Source organism: Halobaculum halobium, from assembly GCF_030127145.1.
GTDB lineage: Archaea > Halobacteriota > Halobacteria > Halobacteriales > Haloferacaceae > Halobaculum > Halobaculum halobium.
Genome location: NZ_CP126160.1, coordinates 58,433 through 81,324 on the forward strand (window position 1 = coordinate 58,433; position 22,892 = coordinate 81,324).

Annotated in this window: 10 protein-coding genes and 1 pseudogene; 6 read left to right on the forward strand and 5 right to left on the reverse strand. The window is 56.2% G+C overall.

All coding sequences use genetic code 11. The annotated features are described in order from the left end of the window. Positions 1-1,082: 1,082 nt before the first annotated feature. The 5 genes and pseudogenes from P0Y41_RS17380 to P0Y41_RS17400 form a co-directional block, all read right to left on the reverse strand. A pseudogene (locus tag P0Y41_RS17380) lies at positions 1,083-1,627 on the reverse strand (DNA polymerase domain-containing protein); the annotation flags it as partial. Between the two features lie 280 nt (positions 1,628-1,907). Then, on the reverse strand, positions 1,908-8,495 hold the full coding sequence (locus P0Y41_RS17385; protein ID WP_432764903.1) for a sacsin N-terminal ATP-binding-like domain-containing protein: 6,588 nt from the start codon (positions 8,493-8,495) through the stop codon (positions 1,908-1,910). 205 nt (positions 8,496-8,700) lie between these two features. Beyond that, positions 8,701-9,141 carry a DUF8160 family protein gene (locus P0Y41_RS17390; RefSeq protein WP_284063884.1) on the reverse strand — a complete coding sequence of 147 codons (441 nt, stop codon included), beginning with the start codon at positions 9,139-9,141 and terminating at the stop codon, positions 8,701-8,703. A 14-nt stretch (positions 9,142-9,155) separates the two neighbouring features. Next, positions 9,156-10,067, reverse strand: a complete 912-nt coding sequence (locus P0Y41_RS17395; RefSeq protein WP_152120828.1) for a ParA family protein — start codon at positions 10,065-10,067, stop codon at positions 9,156-9,158. A gap of 459 nt (positions 10,068-10,526) precedes the next feature. Beyond that, positions 10,527-11,819, reverse strand: coding sequence for a tyrosine-type recombinase/integrase (locus P0Y41_RS17400; protein WP_284063873.1), 1,293 nt, complete (start codon positions 11,817-11,819; stop codon positions 10,527-10,529). Between the two features lie 290 nt (positions 11,820-12,109). Here P0Y41_RS17400 and P0Y41_RS17405 point away from each other — a divergent pair, with 290 nt between their 5' ends. The 6 genes from P0Y41_RS17405 to pglX all read left to right on the forward strand — a co-directional run bounded on the left by P0Y41_RS17405 (position 12,110) and on the right by pglX (position 22,840). Then, positions 12,110-13,840 (forward strand): hypothetical protein, encoded by a 1,731-nt coding sequence (locus P0Y41_RS17405; RefSeq protein ID WP_284063874.1) that lies wholly within the window; start codon positions 12,110-12,112, stop codon positions 13,838-13,840. Positions 13,841-14,059: 219 nt separating this feature from the next. Then, on the forward strand, positions 14,060-15,910 hold the full coding sequence (locus P0Y41_RS17880) for an ADP-ribosylglycohydrolase family protein (RefSeq protein ID WP_321170871.1): 1,851 nt from the start codon (positions 14,060-14,062) through the stop codon (positions 15,908-15,910). Positions 15,911-15,937: 27 nt separating this feature from the next. Then, positions 15,938-16,387: a CRISPR-associated ring nuclease gene (locus P0Y41_RS17415; RefSeq protein WP_284063875.1), complete on the forward strand. Its 450-nt coding sequence runs from the start codon at positions 15,938-15,940 to the stop codon at positions 16,385-16,387. Then, on the forward strand, positions 16,387-17,430 hold the full coding sequence (locus P0Y41_RS17420) for a PIN domain-containing protein (protein WP_284063876.1): 1,044 nt from the start codon (positions 16,387-16,389) through the stop codon (positions 17,428-17,430). The genes P0Y41_RS17415 and P0Y41_RS17420 overlap by 1 nt, the downstream gene beginning before the upstream one ends. Positions 17,431-17,486: 56 nt before the next feature. Next, entirely contained in the window at positions 17,487-18,896 is a 1,410-nt protein-coding gene (locus tag P0Y41_RS17425; protein WP_284063877.1) for a metallophosphoesterase, read from the forward strand. A 269-nt stretch (positions 18,897-19,165) separates the two neighbouring features. Continuing rightward, complete coding sequence (gene pglX / locus P0Y41_RS17430; RefSeq protein WP_284063878.1) at positions 19,166-22,840, forward strand: BREX-1 system adenine-specific DNA-methyltransferase PglX; 3,675 nt, start codon at positions 19,166-19,168, stop codon at positions 22,838-22,840. Positions 22,841-22,892 lie beyond the last annotated feature (52 nt).

Sequence of the window (22,892 nt, forward strand, 5' to 3'; positions counted from 1 at the left end):
ATCCTCACAAAGGGTCGAGTCGGTCCCGAGTGAAATCGGATTCCGAGCGTGAGTTACCGACGCAGACCGGCACCCCCAATCCAGAGTGAAAACGCCGGACTGGAGCGGGTTTGACACACCCCTGGTCAAGAGTGAATAGCCCGCCACCCGGTGAGCAAAGTACTTGGTTGAGACGACACCCCCCGTCCAGAGTGTATCTCCCGAACCAGGTAATCAATCATTTCTATGAGAAGACACATCGGCACTGGGCGTCTGACGCACGGCAGACACCCCTCGTCCAGAGTGAAAGCGACGGTGTGACGAGCTGGAGTGGAGTGTGAGCCTCAAGTGATGGTGACGAGCGTTCATCGGCACCCCCAATCAAGAGTGAAGACGCAGGTCAGATCTCCAGCCGAAGCAAAGCAGGGTACAATCGGAACTGTCGGGATCGGGTGTCTTGATTCCGATTGACGAGGAAGATCGGGAGATACCAATCCCGATTTTGGCTTTGATGCCGCTTCGGTGGTTGGCGAATAGTCAGAATGGCGATTGTTCCTTCAACGTCTCATAATACACGGACGACAGAATCGAACCCCCACACCCCTCGTCCAGAGTGAAACGCTACGAGAGTCCCTCGGTTGATCCAGCAGAAACCACACGACGAGTCGGCTGGGAAGTATCGAAATCACAAGACGTGAGACGAGTATCCCTCGAACAGTAGTCGTCACACAGTCGAAGATCCTCCAAACATACCAACCTGCATAGTATTACCTAGAGGTTTTATTACTATCTACCTCCTACCACTCCCCAAGTGCATTCAGCACAGGGAAGAGGACGTAGGCGGCATTCGTCCGGGTGGTTTCGAACCGCTGCTCGTGTTTGCTGCTCCATTTCCTCCGTGTTCACCCGTCTCAGGCTGTCCTTCCGTGATTCTCGCTGATCTCCTCTCACGAGAACCCCTATTTCCCGTGGACCTCACCCCACACCTCTGATTGGTTTTCACTCTGGACGAGGGGTGTGTGGGCGAGGTATTCTCTCTAACTCCCTTCTGTGCCTCCACTCAGTGTTAACCAACAAATCTCCCGATACCTCGATAGTGTTGGTTAACCTCTCTCAATCTCGGTGAAGGCGGCCAAGTCCATTTCCCGAGTCTCCGCGATCTCGCGTTGAATCTCTGTCCGATCCCAGCCAAGCGGTGCCAGCACACTCTCGACAGCTCTGACGAGTTGCGTCTCGTAGTACGACGCATCGTACGACTCCGTCTCTTCGTGAGCCAACGCGACCCGCTCTCGCGAACTCTTCTCGTCGTCGACGACCACGTACTCGATATCCTGTCCCGGGTGGATGGCGAGGTCTTGATCCCGAGCCCGCTTCAGCGCCGACACGTTCTGTGTATTCTGCGTGTACCCTTCCAGCGGCTTGGAGACACGATTCCGTTCGACGAGCTGCTCGACCGGCACCGTCCCAGCGTGGAGGCGCTTGATCGCGTCCTGAAGACAGTCGAGTACGGCGTCCGGAGATCGAGTCGCGTCGAGCCGTTCGAGACAGTCCCGCTGGACGTCCTCGATGAACGGCGGGGTTGAGCGCTGTCGGGCTTCGATACCTCTGATCTTGAAGTCGCTGTCGCGGCGACCTTCCCAAAGTACTGTTAAACTTTTCCGCTCAACAAAACACGACCTATCAGTTCCTTAATTACCCTGCTCAGCGAGTGTGTAGGGTAGTTGGTCGACGAATGTGTATTCCAAATCTCGGCTGAAACCGTCTGCTTCCAGGAGGATGTCTTGAGTCCTCTTTGACAGACACGCACGAACTCGATCTATTAAGTAAATGGAGGCTGAGAAAGGAACTCTGTCGATAGCGCCGAACGTGTAGTGGTGTGGGGGAGGGGTTGGATCGCAGACAAGTCACCGAATGTATCGAGGAGCAAGTCAGTCGCCAGATCCAAAGCTCACGTAGAACTCTCCACCCCGCAGCTTCTCCCAGAGGGGTTCATCATCCTCTTCAAATTTCCCGTAGTCAATGAAGTCCTGAATGTCTCTAACTGTGATGCCATTCGCACTGTTACTGCGCCACGCACGCGGGAGACTCACTAAGCGGAGCAGGTAGCGGTCTGTTGATTCACGGATTTGCTTCGGTAACTCACCCGCCAATGGTTCGGGACCTCGCCGGCGGGCCATCCGGAATTCGTTTCCGGTCAATTTGACGCGGCCATTAGTCGCTCGATCCGGTGTAACGGCCTTGACTTCGACCCGTCTCATATGTTCCGGACGCCAGTCAGAGTTCGCTTTTTCGTCCATGCCGGCGAAAGGGTCGATATAATCGAATCCGGGCCCACGCTCGTCAGAGACGTCGAACAACAGGCGGAATGCAGTCCGATACGCTGATTCATCTGGGATTGTTGCCTGTCGAAGGACCACTTCCGGCCGTTCGCCCACGATTGCTGGCTCATCTGTCTCGATATCGGCGATGGCTTCAACCGGTTTCATTCGCCAGATATCGGCGCTCCGCCATCGAGTGAGTTCCTTGAGGATTCGCTCTCGTGTTGATTGGTCTTGCGTCCGGAACTGGTTCCACGTACGCGCCAGACACAGCAGTTCGGCTTCACGCCCTCGGTCATCAGCAATCTCTGCGTTTGATGTCGGGGTGCTAGATGAAGTCGATCCAATACTGGGAGCGCCCCCATCTTCAGGTGCATCCTCCAGTGTGAGAGATGAGTTAACCGCGTCATCCAGCTCGGCATCCGACGCTGACACCCACTGCATGGTGAGCTCCCGTCGCTTGGCGTGGCTCGTAGTGCCGCCACCGCCACCAGTGTCCTCACGATACCCGTTCAGTGCGTCAATAACAGTCGCGAGCGACTCGGTGGGGTTCTCGAGCGCCGTTGTGAACGCCTTGAGGAGCTTGCTGGTGTCATCGTCCTCACTTAGTGAGGCGGCGAACGTTTCGTGGCGGGTTGCGTGCCACTCGGCGACGGTCGTTATAATGGACTCGGGAATGGGCCCGTCACTTTGTTTTGGGAGTTCGATCAGCAAGCGGTCCCTGAGCGCTGTCGCCACGCGGTCGCCTGCGGGAATGCCCTCTATGACTGGTGTCAGTGGCGCCGGTGGCGCTGTTGGGTTGGCAGCTGTTTCGACGGCCAGGGCGAAGGCGGTTTCTACATCTGATTCGCTATCTGTGTACGTCGCCCAGAAGGCGTCAATTTTGGCGACGGCAGTGAGGTACTTTCGGAGGGGCTCGACGTCGCTGTCGGTCGGCCACGAATCGAGTTCATCCCAAACTTGGTGGCCTCTTAAGTCATCGCGATGAAGCTCTGAGGCGTTCTGGAGTGCTGTAGCAATATATTGGAGTCGTGAGTAGAACTCCTCCGTCGCTGCGGCCGCAATACAATGCCGGGTGACCGGTTCGGCAAGCCCCGCAGTCGTGAATGCCTCCACCCACGCATTGACGACAGTGTCCTCCGTCCCGTTCGGTGCGTTCGCCATTTTCTCCAACGTGGGTTCGACATCGTCGTCCGGATCGATATGCAACTCCGGTGGGCTTGCCGTCTCGTCGATGTTCGAAAGCAGTGTTCTTAGTGCCGCTTGAACCAGCTTGAATCGCTGTTCTCGGAGCTCAGAGAGTTCTTTGCGGACATTCTCTTTCTGTTCGGCGTAATCGTAATCAAGTGCGTAATCTGGCTTGATGAGGATGTTCTCGAAGACATCCCTAAGCGAATATTGGTCGATAACTTGGGCAAGGCCATCTGCTACGAGGTATAGCGGGATCTCTGTCGAATCGTCACTGTGCTCGTCGATTGCGCTCCGATAGATAGCGATCTGATTAGGCTTTTCCTCAGCAGTGGTTGGCGGTGACCACTGCGTTGATCGTCTCGAACTCGTACCTTCTGGGTTCTCGATAATCCCGATTGGATTGTTGATGATCGCATTAAGCTGGTTGTAGACCGATCTATGGTCGGGCTCAGATACATCTGCATCGTATGCGGCTAGCAGATAGATTATCCGGGGCTTCAGTGTGGATTTGAGATCCTCTATCGCATCTTGTTCTTGCGCTGTTGGCTCGGACTCGTCTTCGGGAACTCCGAGGTCCGGTTGTTCCGTCTCTGTTTGAATTCCAAACGGAGGTATTGGCCCATCGGGGGCACCCCCGAGCAGGTATGCAATGGCTCGTGCCTCTCGACTGGGCCGTTCGACGATCGCAATGGACTCGTCATTGGCGAACTGCTCGCGTGCATGCTGTGGGATTTGCTGCGTGTAGATTCGTAGCTCAGGCTCCTCGACTTGTGGGACGTCCTCCTCAACGTGGAGGATGAGCGAGTCGTCGGCCCATCGGACCGGGAGTCGAACGCCAGTATGCCAGATATCTCGACGAATCCACTGGCGCTTGGGTTCCTCATCAGTGAGTTTTCGACTGACTTGCGAGGTCGCCGTGAGCCGCCGTAACAATCCATAGGTGGGCACTGTATTCGACTGGGAATCCCATGTTGATTCCATCGCCGAAAGCGCTTGATGGTCGTATGTGCGATGTGTATCGGCAACCGCACGGCTGGTTAAGAACTCGTTGAGTCGATCGGCCGCTTGGGCCGGGGTTAGTCCATCAAGCGGCCGTGCACCAAGCATTGTCGGCAGCGATGCAATGTCGACGTTCGGCAGTTCTCCATCCGAATCGAACCGCGACTCGATGCTTGCGATAATTTCGTCGAGATCGAGTCGTGGCAGATAGCTGGCCGCACCGCGTTGCTCATCGGCGGTGATCAGTGGCCTTGCTGTGTGAAGGTCCTCTGGCATCAACCCACCGGGCGGTTCCGCAGGATCGTCATCTGTATCTGGTTCCGTGACCGGCCAGAGTGCCGCATCCTGTAGTTGGACGACCCCGAGCGCTGGAATCGTGGCGTCGTGTGTATTCGGTTGGTGACTGTAATGCGTACCGTCACAGTACCAAGCAGTGTCTGTGATGGTCGCCGTGAGTTCTGGCCAGATAAGCGCCGTCGCATCCCGAACTGCCTCCCGATGACCCCGGTCAGCGTCTGGATTGAGTTCCGTGAGATGCCACCACGTTGGGATCGCCAAGTCCTTGTTGTACTCCCACTCCTCAATATCGCAGTCTAACCAATCTTTTTGACAGCTACCCGAGTGGCCGGCACTGAACGCTGGATGGTGTTCTGAGCGCCAACTAATCGTTTGGTACCGCTCCAGCAGGTCTTCGGGTGGGGAAATCGGTGGATTGGCTTCGAACTCGGGATCGGCATCCGCGAGGGACTGTACTTCCGAGAGTGATAGCGCGCCCGTACGACGGTCGTCGGTGCCTCGGCCAGGGAAGAGCCATCCCCAATCGATGTGGGGGCCGACCTGGACGCCCAGATGCAACAAGAAGTAGAGTTCCCACCGCTTGCGTTCTGCCTCTGAGAGGTCCATCTGTGCATGGATGGCCTCCCACTGCTCGTCACTGGGCGGCGCGAGGGTTGGGGTGTCCGTGGGTTCGAAGTCTTGGCGGCACTCGATTGCTGCGGCCCATCGTCGGAACTTCGCGGCCGGCTCGGCCTCACCATCATCAGTCCCGGAAAATGGATACTCGACGCCATTTTCACTTGCGAGCGAATCCGCAACGGCGCTGAATCTCTCCGCCCATTCGGGGCCGAACACCAGTCGCTCGGCTGGGAGTTGGTTGCCGTCGTCGGTCGGAAGCGGGATCGTCTGCACGTATCGTCGCTCGAGAAACGCATCGTAGTCCGTTGGGGTACCGGTGAGTGTATCATACGCGAAGACTTCCTCGACGTCGTCGAACTGCTTGTTGTGGAACGGCTGGGGGGTCACCCACTCGGCAGTTTGTCCGGCTGTGGATTGCTTGTATAGATCGGCTAGGTAGCCGACGACGTCTGGGTCGCCATTTTCGTCGCCCGAGAACCCACCCGCTTCGGCGCCGACACGGCGATAGAAAGCTGCTTGCCCTTCCAGCTCTCGGGTTCCCCAGCGTCGGTTATGCCGCTTGAGCGGGCCGACCCACTCGTTTTGATACGGAATGATATAGACCGGTAATTGTTGGGGTGGAGTGGGGAGTTCCGCCATGGATTGTTGTGACTCACCGGGCTCCTGGCGGCGGAAGACGATGCGTTCACTCCGTTGGCGGGATCCATCATCGGATTGCCCCTCGCTAGGCCTCGCGCGAACTAATCTGGTTACGGTTGCCTCCTCCGACTCAGTCGTCGATGTGCCTTCCTTGTGTTTCTCTGCCGGCAATAGGGGGACACCATGTCTACCGAGGCGGGTCGCTGCATCGACTTCTGCATCGTTTTCATCGTCGTCATCCGCATCTGCGCCGTGGCCGGCTAGCGCCTCCGCTATGGCCTCGAAGTACAGCTCTGCGTGGGTTGGCTGCTCGACAGTCACATGCCACGCATCGAACCCACCATCCGGTGTGGTTGTACTGGCTCGTTTCCAGAAGTCACAGAGGACCGTCACGAGGTCATCCTCCGATGCATCTGCTGCAATCGTCTCGATAATCGTGGTCAACCCGATCTGGGAAAGGAACCCGTTGAACTGGGATTGGTCACTCGGCCCCGATTCGGGGAGGTCGGCTTTCCACGCTTTCCCATTCGCGATGACCTCTGTAGCAGGGATCGGCGGCGCGGCATCCCGCCCACGCAATGCCTCGAAGGCTTCCAACCGCGTCGGGTCGAGCAGTGTCGCCGTCGGCTGCAACGGTTCCTGGGAGTCAGTCGGGACGATCGCGGTGTCTTGGAGTCGACTGAGGGTGTCAGCGATTCCATTTGCGAGCGATGTCTCGGCGTCAGTCTCGGCGACGTCGATGGGGGCAACAAGCCACGGCATCCACGATCGATATCCCGACGGTGGAGCGTGAGTTGCCTCGTTGCTTTGGATGAGGTCTTCGCTTACGGTCGCGATGAGCGTCGGGAGCTCCTTGAGGAGCGTCTGGTTTTTTTCAGCAGTCGCGAGATGTTGGCGATCGAAACTCACCTCGAAGGGAGCATGAATTACGAACGGGAACGGCGTCGAAACATCCGAAATTGGGTAGTAAAGGTGGAGAGGTTCTGGCGTTGGTTCCCAATCGGCTGCCTCGGGGCGCGGCTGTTCCAGCAGGATATCTATCGTTGCCGATTCGGCGTCGATGTCGCGGTCCTCATCCGTCAACCACTGATGGACCTCTGGGGTCAGTGTCTGTGAGTATCGAAGGAACTCTCGCTCATGGGTGGTTGTGCCGGCAGTAGTGGTCGTTTCCTCTGTGACTGTATGCGGAATTCGGGAGAGTTCGGGATCATCGCCGATGGACGACTGGTGGGTACTGTCGGTCTCGATAGTCACTTCCCGGCGGTCACTAATCTCAAGCGAACCGGTTTCCTCGGTGTCATCGCCCTCGAGTTTGAGGAAATCGATTTCGTCGAGTTCCCCAAGGAGGACTAGCGTTGACGCAGAGAGGTCGGTACACTCATCCCAGAATTGCGCTTGGGGTGTCTTGTCGCTGGACAGTCCGCCAACGTTTGCGCTTCGCCGGTTAGTCTCAAAGGCGTCGACGATATCGCGACCACTTTCGGCGAGTGCGTTTTGAACAGAATCGAGCAACCCGGTCCATTCCGGGTCATCATAATCAAGCCGGACGACCGTCTGGTAAGTGTCGGCATGGTCCTCGAGCCATTTGTTGTCCGGCGTTGCGGTTGATGAAGAGGATTGACCTGTCTTGAGGAGGGCGTCAACGAGCCGGCCTGTTGCATCTGACTCCTCGCGGTCGGTACTGATGAGGAATGGGTACCGGAATAAAGAGAGTCGAGGCAAATCGGTGAGGAACTCGCTTGGCGCTGGCGGCGCCTGCTCCTCGGTCGACTCCCGCTCAGCGATGGTGTCGATATCCGGCGTTGATGGGAGTCTCGACCATGCTTCTTCATCTAGGATTTCGTCGAGAATAGACTGATACGACTCGATGACGGAACTCTCGACATCGAGTTCATTTCTGAGATTTGTCTTGAGGTAATGGTCGTACCCTGCTAACAGCATCTGGCCCGCGCGATAGCGAGAGAACTGCGCCGAGAGCTGATCGTCATCGACGACCGAATGGACGGAAAACCGCTCACTCAGCTGGAGTAACGATTTGAGACCAACCCCTTTCTCACCGATCGAGTCGCTGTTGTCGAGTTTCTCCGATCGGCCGAGTCCAGTGACCGCCTCGAACACATCATCATCGTCGAGTTCAAACGGCCGACCAGTGTTCGCGATGAGTAAGGATTCTGGGCCGACGATAACAGCCACTCGTCCGTCATCGTCGGATCCGTCGCGAATCGCGTCCCGCGCATTCTGGATGAGTTCCAAAACCGTCCGACTCTCGTGCGTGGAGGCGACGACTTGATTGCCGACGCCAAGATCCGCCTCCTTGCTCCATCGGCTTTCGTTCGTTAATGCACCGAGGAGGTCTTGATGTTCAGTGCGACATAATTCTTCGACCGTCTGCTTTGGGGACCCTGAGCCACTCACTGAAACTCTAAACCTGTAGCCTGTGCGGTCTTTCCCCACTTAAATAAAAGGTAGGGTCGATACGCCTTGTTGTACGAGTCCGGCTCCTTCGCCCTCCCGTCAAACTACAACCAGGAACGACCGAACCAAGCTCTCAACGGAGGAAATCCAGCTGAGGAGGTGCTGAACCAGACAGTAACTTTCACTCCTGTAGTTCAGGGGTCACAACGTTGATCTCCTTTCGTTGAATCCAAGACTCAGTGATTCATTGATCACCGTCTTCTTTTGCTAGTTCGCGGATCTTTTCCTTCGTCTCTTCGCGGTGCTCGCCGAACGCCACTTCGAAAATCCCCCGGTAGAAGTGCTTGTTCTTCTCGAGCGTGACGTCCTCTCGCTTCAACTGTTTCTTCAGCCGCGTGAATGTGACCTCGATATCCTCGCTCTGTTCCGGTTCAACGTATATTGTGGCTGAGTCCCAGTCCTCGCGGATGTTCAATGGTTCATCATCCGTTTCTGTTGCCTCCTCAGTGGGAGACTTAGTATCCGCCGAGCCAGCACCCTTCCCCTGACCTGATTGCTCTTCTGTGGCGGCTCCAGGTTCACGGTCTTGTCTCTCTGTTTCCGATGTCGCCTCTGCTGTCTCGTCGCTGCCGGCGACTTCTTCGTCTTCTGCTTCCTCTGATGGGTCCTCAAATCGCTCGTCCATTCCTCGGGGCATACTTACACCTCCACCTGCGTTTTGTCGAACGCCCGTTCCATTGTTTCAGCAACCTCCAAGAAAAGATCGCGCTCAACTTGCTGATCGTTCGCGTCCTCCCATTCGAAAATATCGCAGCCGTTGTCCCACGCGCGCTGTATCGCTACCCGCATTGGAAGTTTGAAAATCGGCGCTAGTGATGCATATGACTCGTCAAATGCCTCCAGGAACTTCTGTGACTGACCATCGTCTCTGTACATGTTTGCCAGCAGTCCCACGATCGCAATCTCGATCTGTTGGTTGTCCTCGATGGATTCCAGCTGATCCCAGAGATCGTCTAGAGCATCCCGGGATGTCGCTTGGGTTTGCGCAGCCAGGAAGACGTTTTGCGCCGCGATGAACGCTGCATCTGTCAGGACCGAGAGATCAGGGGGGCAGTCGATCAAAATAAAATCGTAGTCGTAGCCGTCGTCGACCAACTCTTCGAGAGCAACTTTCAACGAGAGACGAGCGCCTGCGTCGTCCATCCAATCCCGGGCAAGCCCCATGTCCTTGTGGCTCGGTACGAGATCGAAATTCAGGTGTTCGTAATCGTCGCTGTGGATCATGATTTCTGAAAGAGTCGTGTCGTCCGTGCGCGGATTGTCGACGAGGACGTCGAGAAGATTTGCATCATCCGTAGCGAGCGTATTTGGAATGTCGTTCTTCGGGCTTGATGGATCGTTGTCATCGCCCGGACCCAGTCCAAGCCCTTTCGTCATGTCGGCCTGTGGGTCCATATCGATCGCAAGAACATCGTGATCTCGCGAGGCTAGTGCCGCTGCACTGTTTATTGTCGCCGTTGTCTTCCCAGTCCCACCCTTCTGATTACCGAAGGCGATCGTGGGAATGCCAGTCGATGGTGTGACGCCCCAGCCACGAGGTGACTCGGTCATAGTACGATCATTGATTCAATGACTCATAAATCCACGTCAGACATCTAATCCCGCTCTGGGAATGGTAAAGTGCTGTATTCCGCGGTATAAACCGCTAACAGGCGCTTATGGCGTTGTACTTAGTGAAAATCAAAGAATCACTGATTCATTGAGTCAACACATTCTGGAATCCTCGCTTGTTGATTCCTCGGGGACTGGAGCTTGCTACTGGCAGTTACTGAATCAGTGACTCTGTACTTCTCGTGGTAGGTGATTCATTGAATCTCTATCTCTTTGACTCACTGATTCATTGATTTAGTGCTTCACATATTCTCAGCGCTCCTCTATGATTCACTGAATCCTAAAATCAACCACTCAATAACTCTTTGATTCACTGATTCACTGACTCTGTGATTCACTGAGCTATGTCCTCAACCGTTCACCGGATAACAGACACGGATGAGATCGCTCTGGCGTCAGTCACTCCTCCCCGAAGGCGGCAGCTAGCTGGTCCCGCATATACTCTCGACGAAGCTTCCGAGCCCGCGAATCTGAGAGGTAATTTTGCAATACGACGTCGGCACTCGCGCTTCCTTGCTCGGCCGCGATCTCGTCAAGGCTACCGAGGACGACGTCGAGTGACGAGGAATAGGCGTCATACCAAAATCGTCGCCCCATCTTTGGCGAGGGTGATGCACCACCAATCTCGTCAGGGAGTCCGGCTTGGTCAGCGAGCTGTGTGAAGCGGTTCCAGACTGTCCACCGGGAAATCGAGTCGCCTGAGGCGTGTGGCGACGGAAATAGATAGCCATCCCAGTCCTCGTAATCGGCGAACATCGCGAGGCGGTCCTCGAGTACCTCTTTACCGAAGAGGAGAGATACCTCGCCGGGCCCGTTCTTCCGCTCCTCGAACGTAATATACGGGATTTCGTCGGTAGAGACGTCGAGGACGAACTGACGCGCTCGTAGGCTAGCCACCTCATTCGGACGTAGACCCCATGCACACAGGGCGAGTACCAGAAGGCGATCCTCCTGGTCGTCTGCCGCCTTGTAGAGTGCGCGAACGTGCTCGGTTGCGAGACATGGTGTATCCGTGTCATCGTCATTACCGTTCGACCAGTCGAACTCGTCGTCGAGGCCGTCCGCGGGATTCACCGCTGCCCATTTCCGTCGCACCAGATGCGCATACCAGTTCGAAACCGCGAGATGAATCCGGCGTTTGGTTTGCCCACCGTCGAGATCCGCGTGCAGGCGGTCGAACGCTGCCCAACACGCATCGACTGCTTTGTAGGCTGGGATATCACCATCCCGAGCAACGGGGGTCACGAGGTCATCGGTGTCATTTTCCTCGCAGTAGGCGGCGACATAGCGGTTCAATCGGTAGCGGAGAGTATCGATTGACGAGTCTGCAAGGCCCTTGCGCTCTCGCCGTGACGTGAGGAAGGACTCGAGTGCCTCGATCGTCCGTTCGTGATTGGTTGCCCAGTCGTAGCCCGATTCTACGGCGTCGAGCTCGAGGTCCTCGCGCCAAAACTCCGCGAAGGTCCTGTCGTGATACTCCCGTAGGGCGTAAAGGAGCGGTCGGAAGCCGTGGTCGCGGAGCCAGCTGTGTGTCGGTTTCTCTCGTTTTGGATCGAGCCCGTCTGTCTCCATCACCGGAGCGACGACAGCCCAGTACGCGTCGACGAGCTCCTCGAGTTCGAGGAGGGTCCACGAGATGTCGTCGACGTCCTCCCAGTCCCGATCGATTTCTGGTGTCGTTGCGTCGCTCACTGTGTTGGCCTCCACGGTGTCCGCTGTTCGAGGCTATGACTCGGCGAGAGAACCCTCACTGAGTCAGTTCTCAATTCTAAGCCTGCCATTTTTGGTTGGTAGCGCGTTTATCACAGATAGAATATAGATTTTGGGGACAAACAGACTGTTGGAGTCTGTGTGAAAACCGAAAATAGATGCTTGGTCACCCGGTCTCACTGTAAATCTTATATCGCTATATGGAGTTCGAGAGGGGTGGTCGGTATACCTTATCTCGAATTCTTTTATGTACGGCCAACTATCCTTGGTTATTGACAGCCCTCTGTGTTGGGCCTGAAAGCACCACCAACACCATGACTACCAGCATCAACCCACTCCAGCGACTATTCGCAGAACTCGGCGCAGTTATCACAGTTGGTGGGCTCTACATCAACCTCTTCGAGATTCGATTCGTTGAGCTCACTACCCTACAGTTATGGCTCGTCTCACTGCTAGCCGGCCTCGCGTTTCTTTGGGGCTACCACGGAATCGATGAGTCCGACCACACCCACAGCGCTCTCGTGAAGCACCGGGTATTACTTCCGGGCTCCCGCGCTGGAAAAGACGCGTTCAAACAACTGGCTAAGCGCATTCCATCACTGGACTATGTAGTGAAGTTCTTTGAGGAGAACCGTTCGCGTCAGCAAGCTCTCCGAGTCGTTGACGATTTTGTGACTATCGCCTTCGATGAACTCGCTATGGATGAGTCACTCCGCCCGTCGGTTGACGAGATAGATCAGATGGCGGATACTATCTCAACTGACACCACACACCTGAAACGCGATGGGTACCGCCTACTTGCGGAATCAGTTTTCGCGAACGAACCCGATGAACAGCGGTACATCCGTCTGATTCTCGTCCTGTGCCGAGAGTACATCAAGGCAGACGATACCCTCGAAACAGGCGAGACAATCCACGATCTACAATCGGGTATCTCCCGGGCACTATCGGCGTCCGGCTGTGACTTCGAGCAGTGGAACGATACAGCCGAGAAGCTCCTCGCAGCGTACGGCACCGCCTACGACGCAATCCACCACGACGAACCACTTTCGTCTGACCCACTCGACGGAACACCGGCTGAACCACCGAAAGAGTACTACGACGATTTCCTAGAGTACTTCCTACCGTTTCGTGACCGGAACGCCCTCTCCGAAGAACTCGTCGCCACCATCATCGACGTTGTTGACCGGGGCGAGCTGGATCAATCCGCGGTCGCAAGAGATGTCGAGCAAAAAATCCAGATCGAGCGGAAACGGGTAAGAGACGAACTCAATACACGGGATGCATACCTGCTTTTATCGCTGGATGCCGGGCTCTCGAAAAGCTCCAGCGGAAACGCTCGAGAGCGCGTCTATAACCGCTTTCCGGACCACATACAATTCGGACGAACAAAGAACAAAAACGACGTTTCCGCGCTTCCAGAAGACATCTACCTTACCACGGATGTCATCTTCACCGACCGTGACTACGAAGGCCCGAATGACTTCTTAGAGAACGTCACGGAGTTGATTCCCGATGATGAACTGGACGGGGGATTGGTGAGTGCCTACGAACTCAAAGTGGAGACGCCCGCGTATGAGCCCTCCAAGGAAGCAGCGCGCAAACACCTGCCTCAGTGGACACGCGATTCTGTGAATGCAATTGAGTTCCTCGAGACTGGCGATAGCTCACGTGCTGTAACTGAGGTGGCAATCGACAACCTACTCGGAAAGAAGATTCGAGTCCGTGACCTGCTCGCTGCTATCCCTGTGAATGTCTTTGTTGATGCCCCACCGAACCAGCGAGAGGTCGTTGATGCCGCCTATGAGGATGTGAAGGAGGAACTCGGTGTGGGCGAGCTGTACGACTGGGGGAAGTTCGATGTCGACGATATTGCACCGCTTCTCATCGAGACAGACACAGACCGCAATGGTGAACGTGTAGCGACGAATGAGGAGTGGGAGGAGATTGCAGAGCAGATGATTGAGAGTGCACGCGAGTGTGAGCGCGCTGCACGTTCGTAGTTGGAAACAACCAACTTCCGTTTCTTCCAGTACTTGCGCCAAAACAACTCACACCCCTGATACTGAAGGATATCAATCTGGTCTGATCGCTGGAACCTTGCACAATTCCTTTCTTTTGCAACTACCGTGAGAGGGTTGGGCGGAGAGATTCTCAATTTTAAGGGCTTCTAGAGGCTTCGCTGGTCCAGAGTTATACGGGTGGGATGACATCGTGATTCCATGACAATTGAACGTAACGCAGAGGGATGTCTCCTCGGGTTGGCCTGCGGTGACGCACTAGGTCGACCAGTCGAATTCAAGAGCGTCGAGGAGATCGCATCCCAGCACGGCGAAGTGACGGAGATGCTCGGTCACGGCACGCACGGCCAGCCCCCGGGGACGATCACTGACGACACTGAGATGGCGCTCTGTATCGCGGAGAGTCTCGTCGACCGCCGTGGATTCGATCCGGCCGATGTGGCGGATCGATTCGTCGACTGGCTTGATTCTGATCCATTCGATATCGGACTGATGACGCGCGATTCCCTGTCACAGATCAGGCAGGGAACGTCGTGGGACGACGCTGGCGCGGACGTCTGGGAATCGCGGCCTGAGGGTTCTAACGCCGGCAACGGGAGCGTGATGCGATGTGCGCCGCACGCTATCGCGTTTCGGCACTTCGATGTAGAACTCACCCAGGTCAGTCAGCTTTCGTCGGCGATCACACATGCCGACCCGCGTTGCCAGTGGGGCTGTGTGATTCTCAACCGGACGCTTGCAAACCTGATTCGCGACGAACGCGACCCACTCGGGACCGCGCTCAAGGATACCCATAGAGCTCCCGACGAACTTCGAACGGCACTCACTCAGGTGCAGGAAGTCGTCACTGTCGACCGCGACTCGGCAGCGTTCGAAGCCCAGCTTGCGACTACTGGATACGTCGTCAACTCGCTCCAGGCTGGGCTCTACTATGGTTTGACCGCTGAGTCCGCCGAAACAGCGATCGTTCAGGCGGTGAACAGCGGTGGCGACACGGACACTGTCGGTGCGATCGCCGGCGCTGTCGCTGGCGCTCGATTCGGATCGACCGATATACCGAATCGATGGACGGAAGAGATCGAGGAATCTGACCGCCTCAAGCGATTAGCGCAGCGATTGCTGACGATTCGGATACAGATTCCTGGTAGAGGATGCACGACTATGGATGACGGTACCCTCATCTTCAAGGAACGGACTATCGAGGGACCTGCGTACATTTCCGCTCGCGAATTTCAGGAGGCGACCATCGGACACCGTCCTCATCCCGCGCCACATCGCACTATCAGAACCGAGTACCACGATCTGACGCCGGCGACAGCTGCGATGCTCGACTGGGAACGGCGAGCGTACGCGGTCGACAGTGGTCGATGTTCCACCTACGCTGGCCCACAAATTGATCTCGATGAGGAACCGGGCTTCTCGCAGCCGACGCTCGTCCCTGTGCCACAGTATCCGTTCGTCGACGCCTTCGATGAACTTCCCGAACAAGACCAGCAACGAATCATGCGTGACGGGCAGGCAGCAGCGGATGCATTCGTTCGGGCGTACGCGGCGTTCGCAGGGATTCGGCACCCGATAACCGAAACCGAGACCGACACAGTCGGCATCGAACGCATGGATCCGATTGCCGGGTCGACGCGAGTGCTAGTCGGCACGTTCGCCGACGCCGGCGAAGCACTGTTGCGAAGCAACGAGAGCGGTGGCTACGACTCGCCAGCGGAGATCGAAGCAACCTTCGATATCTCGGTCGCTGAGGAGGTCATTGCTGACCACCCACGTGCCGTCTACGAAGTTGCCGAGATCTTCCCGCAATTAGCAAGCGGTACGAGCGCTATTCTGGATTACCTCACGCAGATTCGTCCCCCGCAGCAGCAACAGACGTTGACGGACACCAGTCCAGAGGCTCAACTTGCGGACCTCCGCGATAAGGCCCAAACGATGGTCGGAGAACTCCACGTCATGTACGAATCGCTTCGACGAGTAGCTGTCCGGCATCCAGAGATCGAGCACGAGCAATGGCAAGATAGCACCGCTCAGTCGGGGGGTCGATGAGCAATGGTCGATGCGTGGCTCACAACTATGAGCACGAACCTGGAGGCGGTCATCAATCCTCTCATCGCGGCCTGTGAAGAGGGATTCCTCCCCGACGAACTGTACGTGCTGGAGAATCCTGGGGTCGGTGACCAGTTCGACGACATCACGTCCATGATGGAGCGTGTTGTCGTCGAATACGGCGGTGAGGACCCGGACCTCTCCGTGACGAACCTTGAGACGGAGACTGATTTTCAGGGTATCGTCGATCACTTCCGTGAACCGATCGCCCAGATACAGGATGAGGGGGGTACGGCGGCGGTCGACGTCACCCCTGGTCGAAAGTTCATGTCGGCGATCGCGTTTCAGGCGGGGATTCAGTTCGAGGCCGACCACGTCTTCTATCTCTACGTCTCGAACAACCGCTTCTACGGCCGATTGTACCCCGATGTCCCCAGACCAGTTGTCGAACTCGTCGACTTCCAGGAGGTCTTCTAATGCAGCTTGCTCGCCACCACATCACGCACCTCCTCAACGCGCTGTACACGGAGGGCATTACGTCGGTTAGTGTTCGGCACCCGTGTGAGGAGATCGGAGAACTCCTCGAAATCGACCTTTCCGATCCCGTCGCAACCACGGTCCGATTCACGCAGGGCGCGCTCACGTACCAGGATTCCCGCGAGGAACTCCACACGACATACGGCGAACAGGCATACGACGACCTGCCTGACAAGGATACCTACATCCGAGCGCTCGTTGCTGGTGGCCTTATCGACACCGAAAACCGCGAGGACGTGGAGACGTTCTTCCGCCGACAGGGGTATCCCGATCTTGACGCTGGCCATCAGCCTGTGGCCTTGGGCATCGATACGAACCTCCTCGCCTGGCGGATGCCGGATGTACTCCGACTGGATCCGGAGCGATACAGTGACGACAAGGGACGAAACCCAGTCAATGGCTTTGCCCTCGCGACGGGTATCTACGAGGAACTCAACTGGCATTACAATCACTACGAGACGCGAGCCCTCGAGGATGCGTTCGGCTCCGAGTTCGCGCGTCTGGACAATCAGCCGGCTGGGGCCAATCGTGAAGGGTTCCTCGGGCTCTATGAGTACCGCCGTCTCCGCGACCATCGGTATGCGGATACGATCGAGAGTGAGACGGGCGACGAAGCCATCGTAGACGCCTACGCGGAGTACGACCAAGATAGTCGAAAGCGAGTAATTCTCCTTAGCAATGACCACGGGTTCGTCGAGCTGGCTCGTGAGGAGGGGGTACTCGCACAGCATGTGAGCTTCCCAGTTGACATTCCACGGAAGGTGACCGTTACATGGGATGAACTGCAGGATACGCTCTACACGCTCTCGGTGCTGTTCGGCGTTCTGCGACTCCCAAAGGTAACGCTATACGGGGTGTGGAACGGCAAATCTGGGGAGGATTGGCAACGCCGGCGTCTGGATATCGATTGCCGAAGCGAGAACGTTCGTGAGAAACTGCGACGTGATCGTGCAGTCACAACCGAATACGAGGCGACGAAATGAGCTTCATCCCAAAATTGTCGGAAAACATTTTGACGAACACGGAGGTCTGATCGATAATGGGTAACTCAGGTGGTCAGACTTTTTGGGCTACGATTGACCGGATCAGTAATCAAGGGAATGGCGTAGTCGAGAAGGACGACGGCGGCCATTTCATTGTCGGTCCAGTCCGGGAAGAGGCGGTAGGGAGGACGGTCGAAGTTCGGATGGTTGGACCGAATGAGGCCGAACTTGTGGACTCTGATTTGCGGAAGGACGTGTACGCTGAACGAACAGAATCTACGGATTCCGACCTCTCAGAGGGCGATATCGTTTCGGGGCGTATTCTCAAGCAATCCGCCGAGGGGGTTGCTCTACTTGAGAAGGAGGGTATCCGCATCGAAGTTCCCGGAGCAGAGCTTAACGAGGAGGTCAAAATCAAAATCGAGGAAATTTCTAGATCTAATTCACAATGGGTCACAGCTACCGGAACTCCTGTCGATCAGCACACCGCCCCGACCGGCGGCCGGGAAGGTTCAGTCATAGGCGACGTCGAACTGTATGATGAACTGCCGACATCCTCTTCGGGAACGGTCGCTTGTCCTGTTTCCGGCTGTGAATACACCGGTGAACCAGCATCGGTGGCCGGCCATGTGAGTGGCAAGCGGGACTCACAACATGATTGGAGTCAACTTGGATACGCTGGTGCAAATGCGTACAAGCGTAAGATCTCGACTACTGGCCATGAGCTGCAGTCGCAGACATCTCTGCTGCATCTCTCAGACTCTCATTTAGGAGCGTCACTAACCAAGACAGGAGAGTATTCGTCCGACAGCCGGTGTCTAACGGGCTTCTGTCGTGCGATAGACATCGCGATAGGGCGCGAGGTGGACGCTGTACTCAATACGGGAGATCTCTTCCATAATGACCGGCATGGTATCCCTCGCACGGTGAAAGACGCGGCACAGGATCAACTCACACGGTTGGCTGAGCGAGATATTCCCTTCTATTCGATAGACGGGGATCACGAGCGCGATGCCGGTCGAGAAGTTCTCAAAGAGTTCGAACGAGACGGGCTCGTTACGCAGCTTAACGAAACGCCACAGCTAGTCGGTCAGGGGTTGGCCCTCTATGGTCGCGATTTCACTCCAGCTACGGGATGGGAGTCTACAAGCTGGTCACCCACTTCCCCCTCCACTGATCGGTTCGGTATCGCTGCAATTCACCAATCGATCAAGCCGATTAGCAATAGTGATTGGCCCGAGTGTACGGTCGATGATGTCGTCGCAACTGTTGGGCCTCACGTCCATGTAATTGCTGCTGGGCATCTCCACCGCACGGGTATTGATTGGAACGAGGGACTGCCATTCGTACTCGGCGGGACCACGGAGCCGCAGCGAGCCCGCCAAGCTTCGATCAAGCCCGTAGTCGGACTCTTCACTCAAGACGCGAATTCGCTTCGACATCAGCGGGTTCAACTCACGCTTTAGCGCTCAAGAGAGTCAAACTGCTTCCGGATCGCCTCGCTGATCTGCTTCCTCATCGATTCAATCTCATCAGGTGACCGCTCAACATCCTATGCATCATCGAGTGTCGTGAATATGAGTAAAATCGGACACTACGATCGGTCTCCGGTTGGTTTAACGAATCGGTTGACATCCATCGGGTTCTCGTAGCGCACCCCAAGCGAAAAAGATACAATACGTTCCTTTGACTAATTGTCCAGGCGCAATTCCGTCAGCAGTTCTATTCAGCACAAATGGTACCTCTACTCGATTCCCCAGGGCTGAGCGACGAACAGCGGTCGGCGATCCGGCAGACAGTCCTCGAATCACGTGAGCAGCTCGAAACCGAGATCCAACGTTCCCTCGAGCGTCTCGGTATCGAACGTTCTCATCGTACACCTCTTGAGGATCTACCACACCTGTCGCAGGCCGACCGGCATCAGCGACGACACGTGGAGGCAGCGATCGATCACTACTACCGTGGCGAGACAACGGCTACAGAAGCATACGATACCTACGTCACTGAGAAAGTTCGCCGGATACTGAACCGACTTATCGGGGTGAAAATTTGCGAGGTCCGCGATTTACTCGTTGGCACGCTCGATACGCAGCCTGAGTACGGCGGACGGTCGTACCTCCAATACACGGTTGGAGAAATCGCTGGTGAACTCACGGCTGGAACGGCTGACGGACTCGAGCCTGTTCTTGAACTTGCATTTCAGGAACTTGAAGCAGAGTTAGGATCTATCTTCTCTAGGTCAAGGAGCCGCTCGATCGATATTGATCCGGCAGTCATCCGGTCGGTGACTAACGAGCTACATGCACTTGAAGACGAGATTTGGGAATCAGACGAGACGATCGGCTGGGTGTATCAATACTTCGGCGAGGAGGAGCGGTCGGAGCTTGACAACCGGATCAACGATTCTGACGACGATTACCGAGTACATGGTGCCGATGTCGGTACTAAGACCCAGACATTTACTCCCCGCCATATCGTCGAGTGGCTCGTCGATAACTCGTTGGGGCGGCTTTGGGCAGAGATGCACCCAGATACCGTCCTGTCTGATGAGGACTACTGCTTCAACCTCGCGCCTGGTTCCGAGGGACTCCAAGAGCGACCGGTTCGCGATGTGCGCGACATCACTATCCTCGACCCTGCCTGTGGTGGCGGACATATGCTCGTCTACGCGTTCGATGTGTTGTACCAGATGTATCTCGAACAGGGTTCCGTTTCGGAGTCAAAGATTCCGCGAGCGATCCTCCGGCATAATCTCGTGGGTGTCGATGTCGATCCAGGTGCGGCTCAACTAACTGCGCTCGCGCTCTATATCAAGGCGAAGACCCAGGCACCGGACACCGAAATCGACCGACTCAACGTGGTTGCCGCGGACGCGACTCTTACCAACGGCGACCGGCGTTCTGAGTTGCTGTCGAATGTGTCGACGGAGTTGGAGCGTCGCGTTATCGAGGAGGTGTGGGATGCATTCAGCCGAACCCGGGAACGAGGGAGCCTCATCCGCATTGAAGATCGCATAGAGCAGGTTATGGAAGAAGAGCAGGAGGAGCTCGATGATCTTCGCCCCTCGGATGAGGCCAAGCTCACAAGTGAGGGTATTGAGACGGACACGGAGTTCATCGTCGGTGGCGAGGCATACTCGTGGGATCGACTGAAGGACCATCTCCTCTCGGTTGTCGACGACTTAGCGATGGAGGCGCTGGAAACCTCCGATCCCGCTGCCGAGTTGGTCGCCGACGAGATCTCGACTGGCCTTCGGCTGACGGAAGTGTTCCTCGGGAGCTATGATGTCGTCGTAACGAACCCCCCGTACTTGGTCAGCAATAAGATGGGTACGGAGCTCAAGGAGTTCGTCAAAGCGAACTACAAGGCAAGCCGCGATCTCTACTCTGCGTTCATAGAACGCTGTCTAGAGTTCGCTGACGACGATGGCTATGTCGCGATGATTACAATGGAGACGTTCATGTATCAGTACGTCTTCCGGGGATTCCGACCATTCCTTCTCGAGCGAGCAAACTTCATCGACGCGCTGCACCTGAGTAACCGCGACGAGGAGTATATGAATATCGCCTTCATCATGCAGCCGCTCGATGGTGAGCCGCGACCCTCCCGCTTCCTCCGGCTAGTAGATGCCGACGACAAGCCAGGGGCGACACGTGAGCTGATGGCGACGCTTCGCAACGAGGCTCAGTCCGAGCATGTGTACACCGTCGACCAGCGGTCGTTCACCGCGATCGATCGGTCGCCGTTCATCTACTGGTTCGGCGCCGAACTTCTTCAGCTATTCGAGGACTACGATGGCCTTGGTGATCATGACGACGTTGCAATCAAAACTGGACTCCAGACGGACGATGACGACCGCTTCGTCCGGTGCTGGTGGGAAGTTCCACGTGGCCTCCTTGGGGACCGCTACCGTTGGTACGCGATGAATGGCGATCCTGTCGACTTCTACCATTCGACCGAGAAGGTGATCGACTGGGAGAACAACGGTGCTACCGTGAAGGAGTATGACAACAGCTACGTTCGCAACCCCTCGTTCTACGGGCGAGCCGGACTCACGTTCCGGTACAGCTCTTCGCACTTCATCGGGCGTGACCACCCTGATGGGCATATTCATTCTCATACCGCGCATATGGTTACGACGGAGACTCGGGAGACCGATCGGACGTTGCTCGGTTACCTGAATAGTTCCCTATCAAGATACATCCTCGACGGACTGAATCCAGGATTACGCTTCGAGAAAGGTGATGTCGAGAAACTACCGTCGACGACGATCGCCGACTATCCGTCTCGACTCAGCGAACTCGCAAGTGCGGCTATAGACTCACGAAATACGTGGTTCGAACTCGTCGAGTCGAAAGTGGAGTTCGAACCCCAAACCTTCCTTAATGCGATCGGATCACTCCCATACCGACAGGAGGTGATGGAAGCCGATATCGCGACGATCAGCCATCAGATCGATACGGTCGTGTTCGACTACTATGATATCTCCCCCGAGGAACGGAGCCGCGTTACGCAGGATTTCCCAGCACGTCACGGTGGGTACCCACACGTAACGAACGTAGGTACCATCCCCGAGACCAACGACCACCGAAATCGCGTACCGCGGGAAGAGTACGATAGCGAGGCCTACGAGAAGCTTCTTGAAGAGATCGAGGTACGGGCTGATGACCCCGTCAACGAGGTCGCTTCCGCTCTTGAAGTGTCGCCGTACACGGTTGCAATCGCTCGGCAGAAGCACGATCTCTACAGTGAAGCGGCACGCGAGAACGCCGCTGCGCGAATCGTCTCGTATCTCCTCGGCGAGCTATTTGGTCGCTGGACGGCTATCCCCGATCTCGACCGAGTTGATGACGGCATCCTCCTGTTCGAAGCTTCCCAAGGGAAGGGTATCGAGGCGCGGCTCCGTGACGCGATGGAACTCGCGGTCGAAGATCCATACGAACTGGAATCCCGACTGACCCGAGATCTCGGAAAATCGCCTGCTGATTGGCTTCTTGATACGTTCTTCCGGTACCAGCACAACAGCGACTACTCGCGGCGCGGTCAACGTGTCCCGATCTACTGGCACCTTGAAAGTGCAACGGGCGCGTTCAGTTGTTATCTCTACTACCACGCCATCGATGCCGACACGTTCCCGAGGCTACGGGGACAGTATCTCGATGCACGCCTGGACCAGCTTACCCAGCGTCTCGATACGTTACAGGCGACTCCGAGCGACGAATTAGAGCCGAACGAACGGCGTGAGATGGAGACGTTGCAGGATCAGATTGACGAGCTGGAAACGTTCGGCGGGCGGCTCGACGCAGTCATCGATAGCGGCTTCGATCCCGACTTTAATGATGGAATCCACGAGAACCTCAAAACCGTCGATGAGTTTGGAGTGTTGGAGACACCAGTCGATTCATTATGAGTTGTGACGAAGCCCGGATCCGGCAGTCCGTAGCCTTATAATTCCACCCCGT

What these genes read in the sequence shown, in the direction of transcription:
- P0Y41_RS17390 (WP_284063884.1), bottom strand. Translation starts at nt 9,141, where the DNA reads ATGGACGAGCGATTTGAGGACCCATCAGAGGAAGCAGAAGACGAAGAA.
- P0Y41_RS17395 (WP_152120828.1), bottom strand. Translation starts at nt 10,067, where the DNA reads ATGACCGAGTCACCTCGTGGCTGGGGCGTCACACCATCGACTGGCATT.
- P0Y41_RS17880 (WP_321170871.1), top strand. Translation starts at nt 14,060, where the DNA reads ATGACAATTGAACGTAACGCAGAGGGATGTCTCCTCGGGTTGGCCTGC.
- P0Y41_RS17415 (WP_284063875.1), top strand. Translation starts at nt 15,938, where the DNA reads ATGAGCACGAACCTGGAGGCGGTCATCAATCCTCTCATCGCGGCCTGT.
- P0Y41_RS17420 (WP_284063876.1), top strand. Translation starts at nt 16,387, where the DNA reads ATGCAGCTTGCTCGCCACCACATCACGCACCTCCTCAACGCGCTGTAC.
- P0Y41_RS17425 (WP_284063877.1), top strand. Translation starts at nt 17,487, where the DNA reads ATGGGTAACTCAGGTGGTCAGACTTTTTGGGCTACGATTGACCGGATC.
- pglX (WP_284063878.1), top strand. Translation starts at nt 19,166, where the DNA reads ATGGTACCTCTACTCGATTCCCCAGGGCTGAGCGACGAACAGCGGTCG.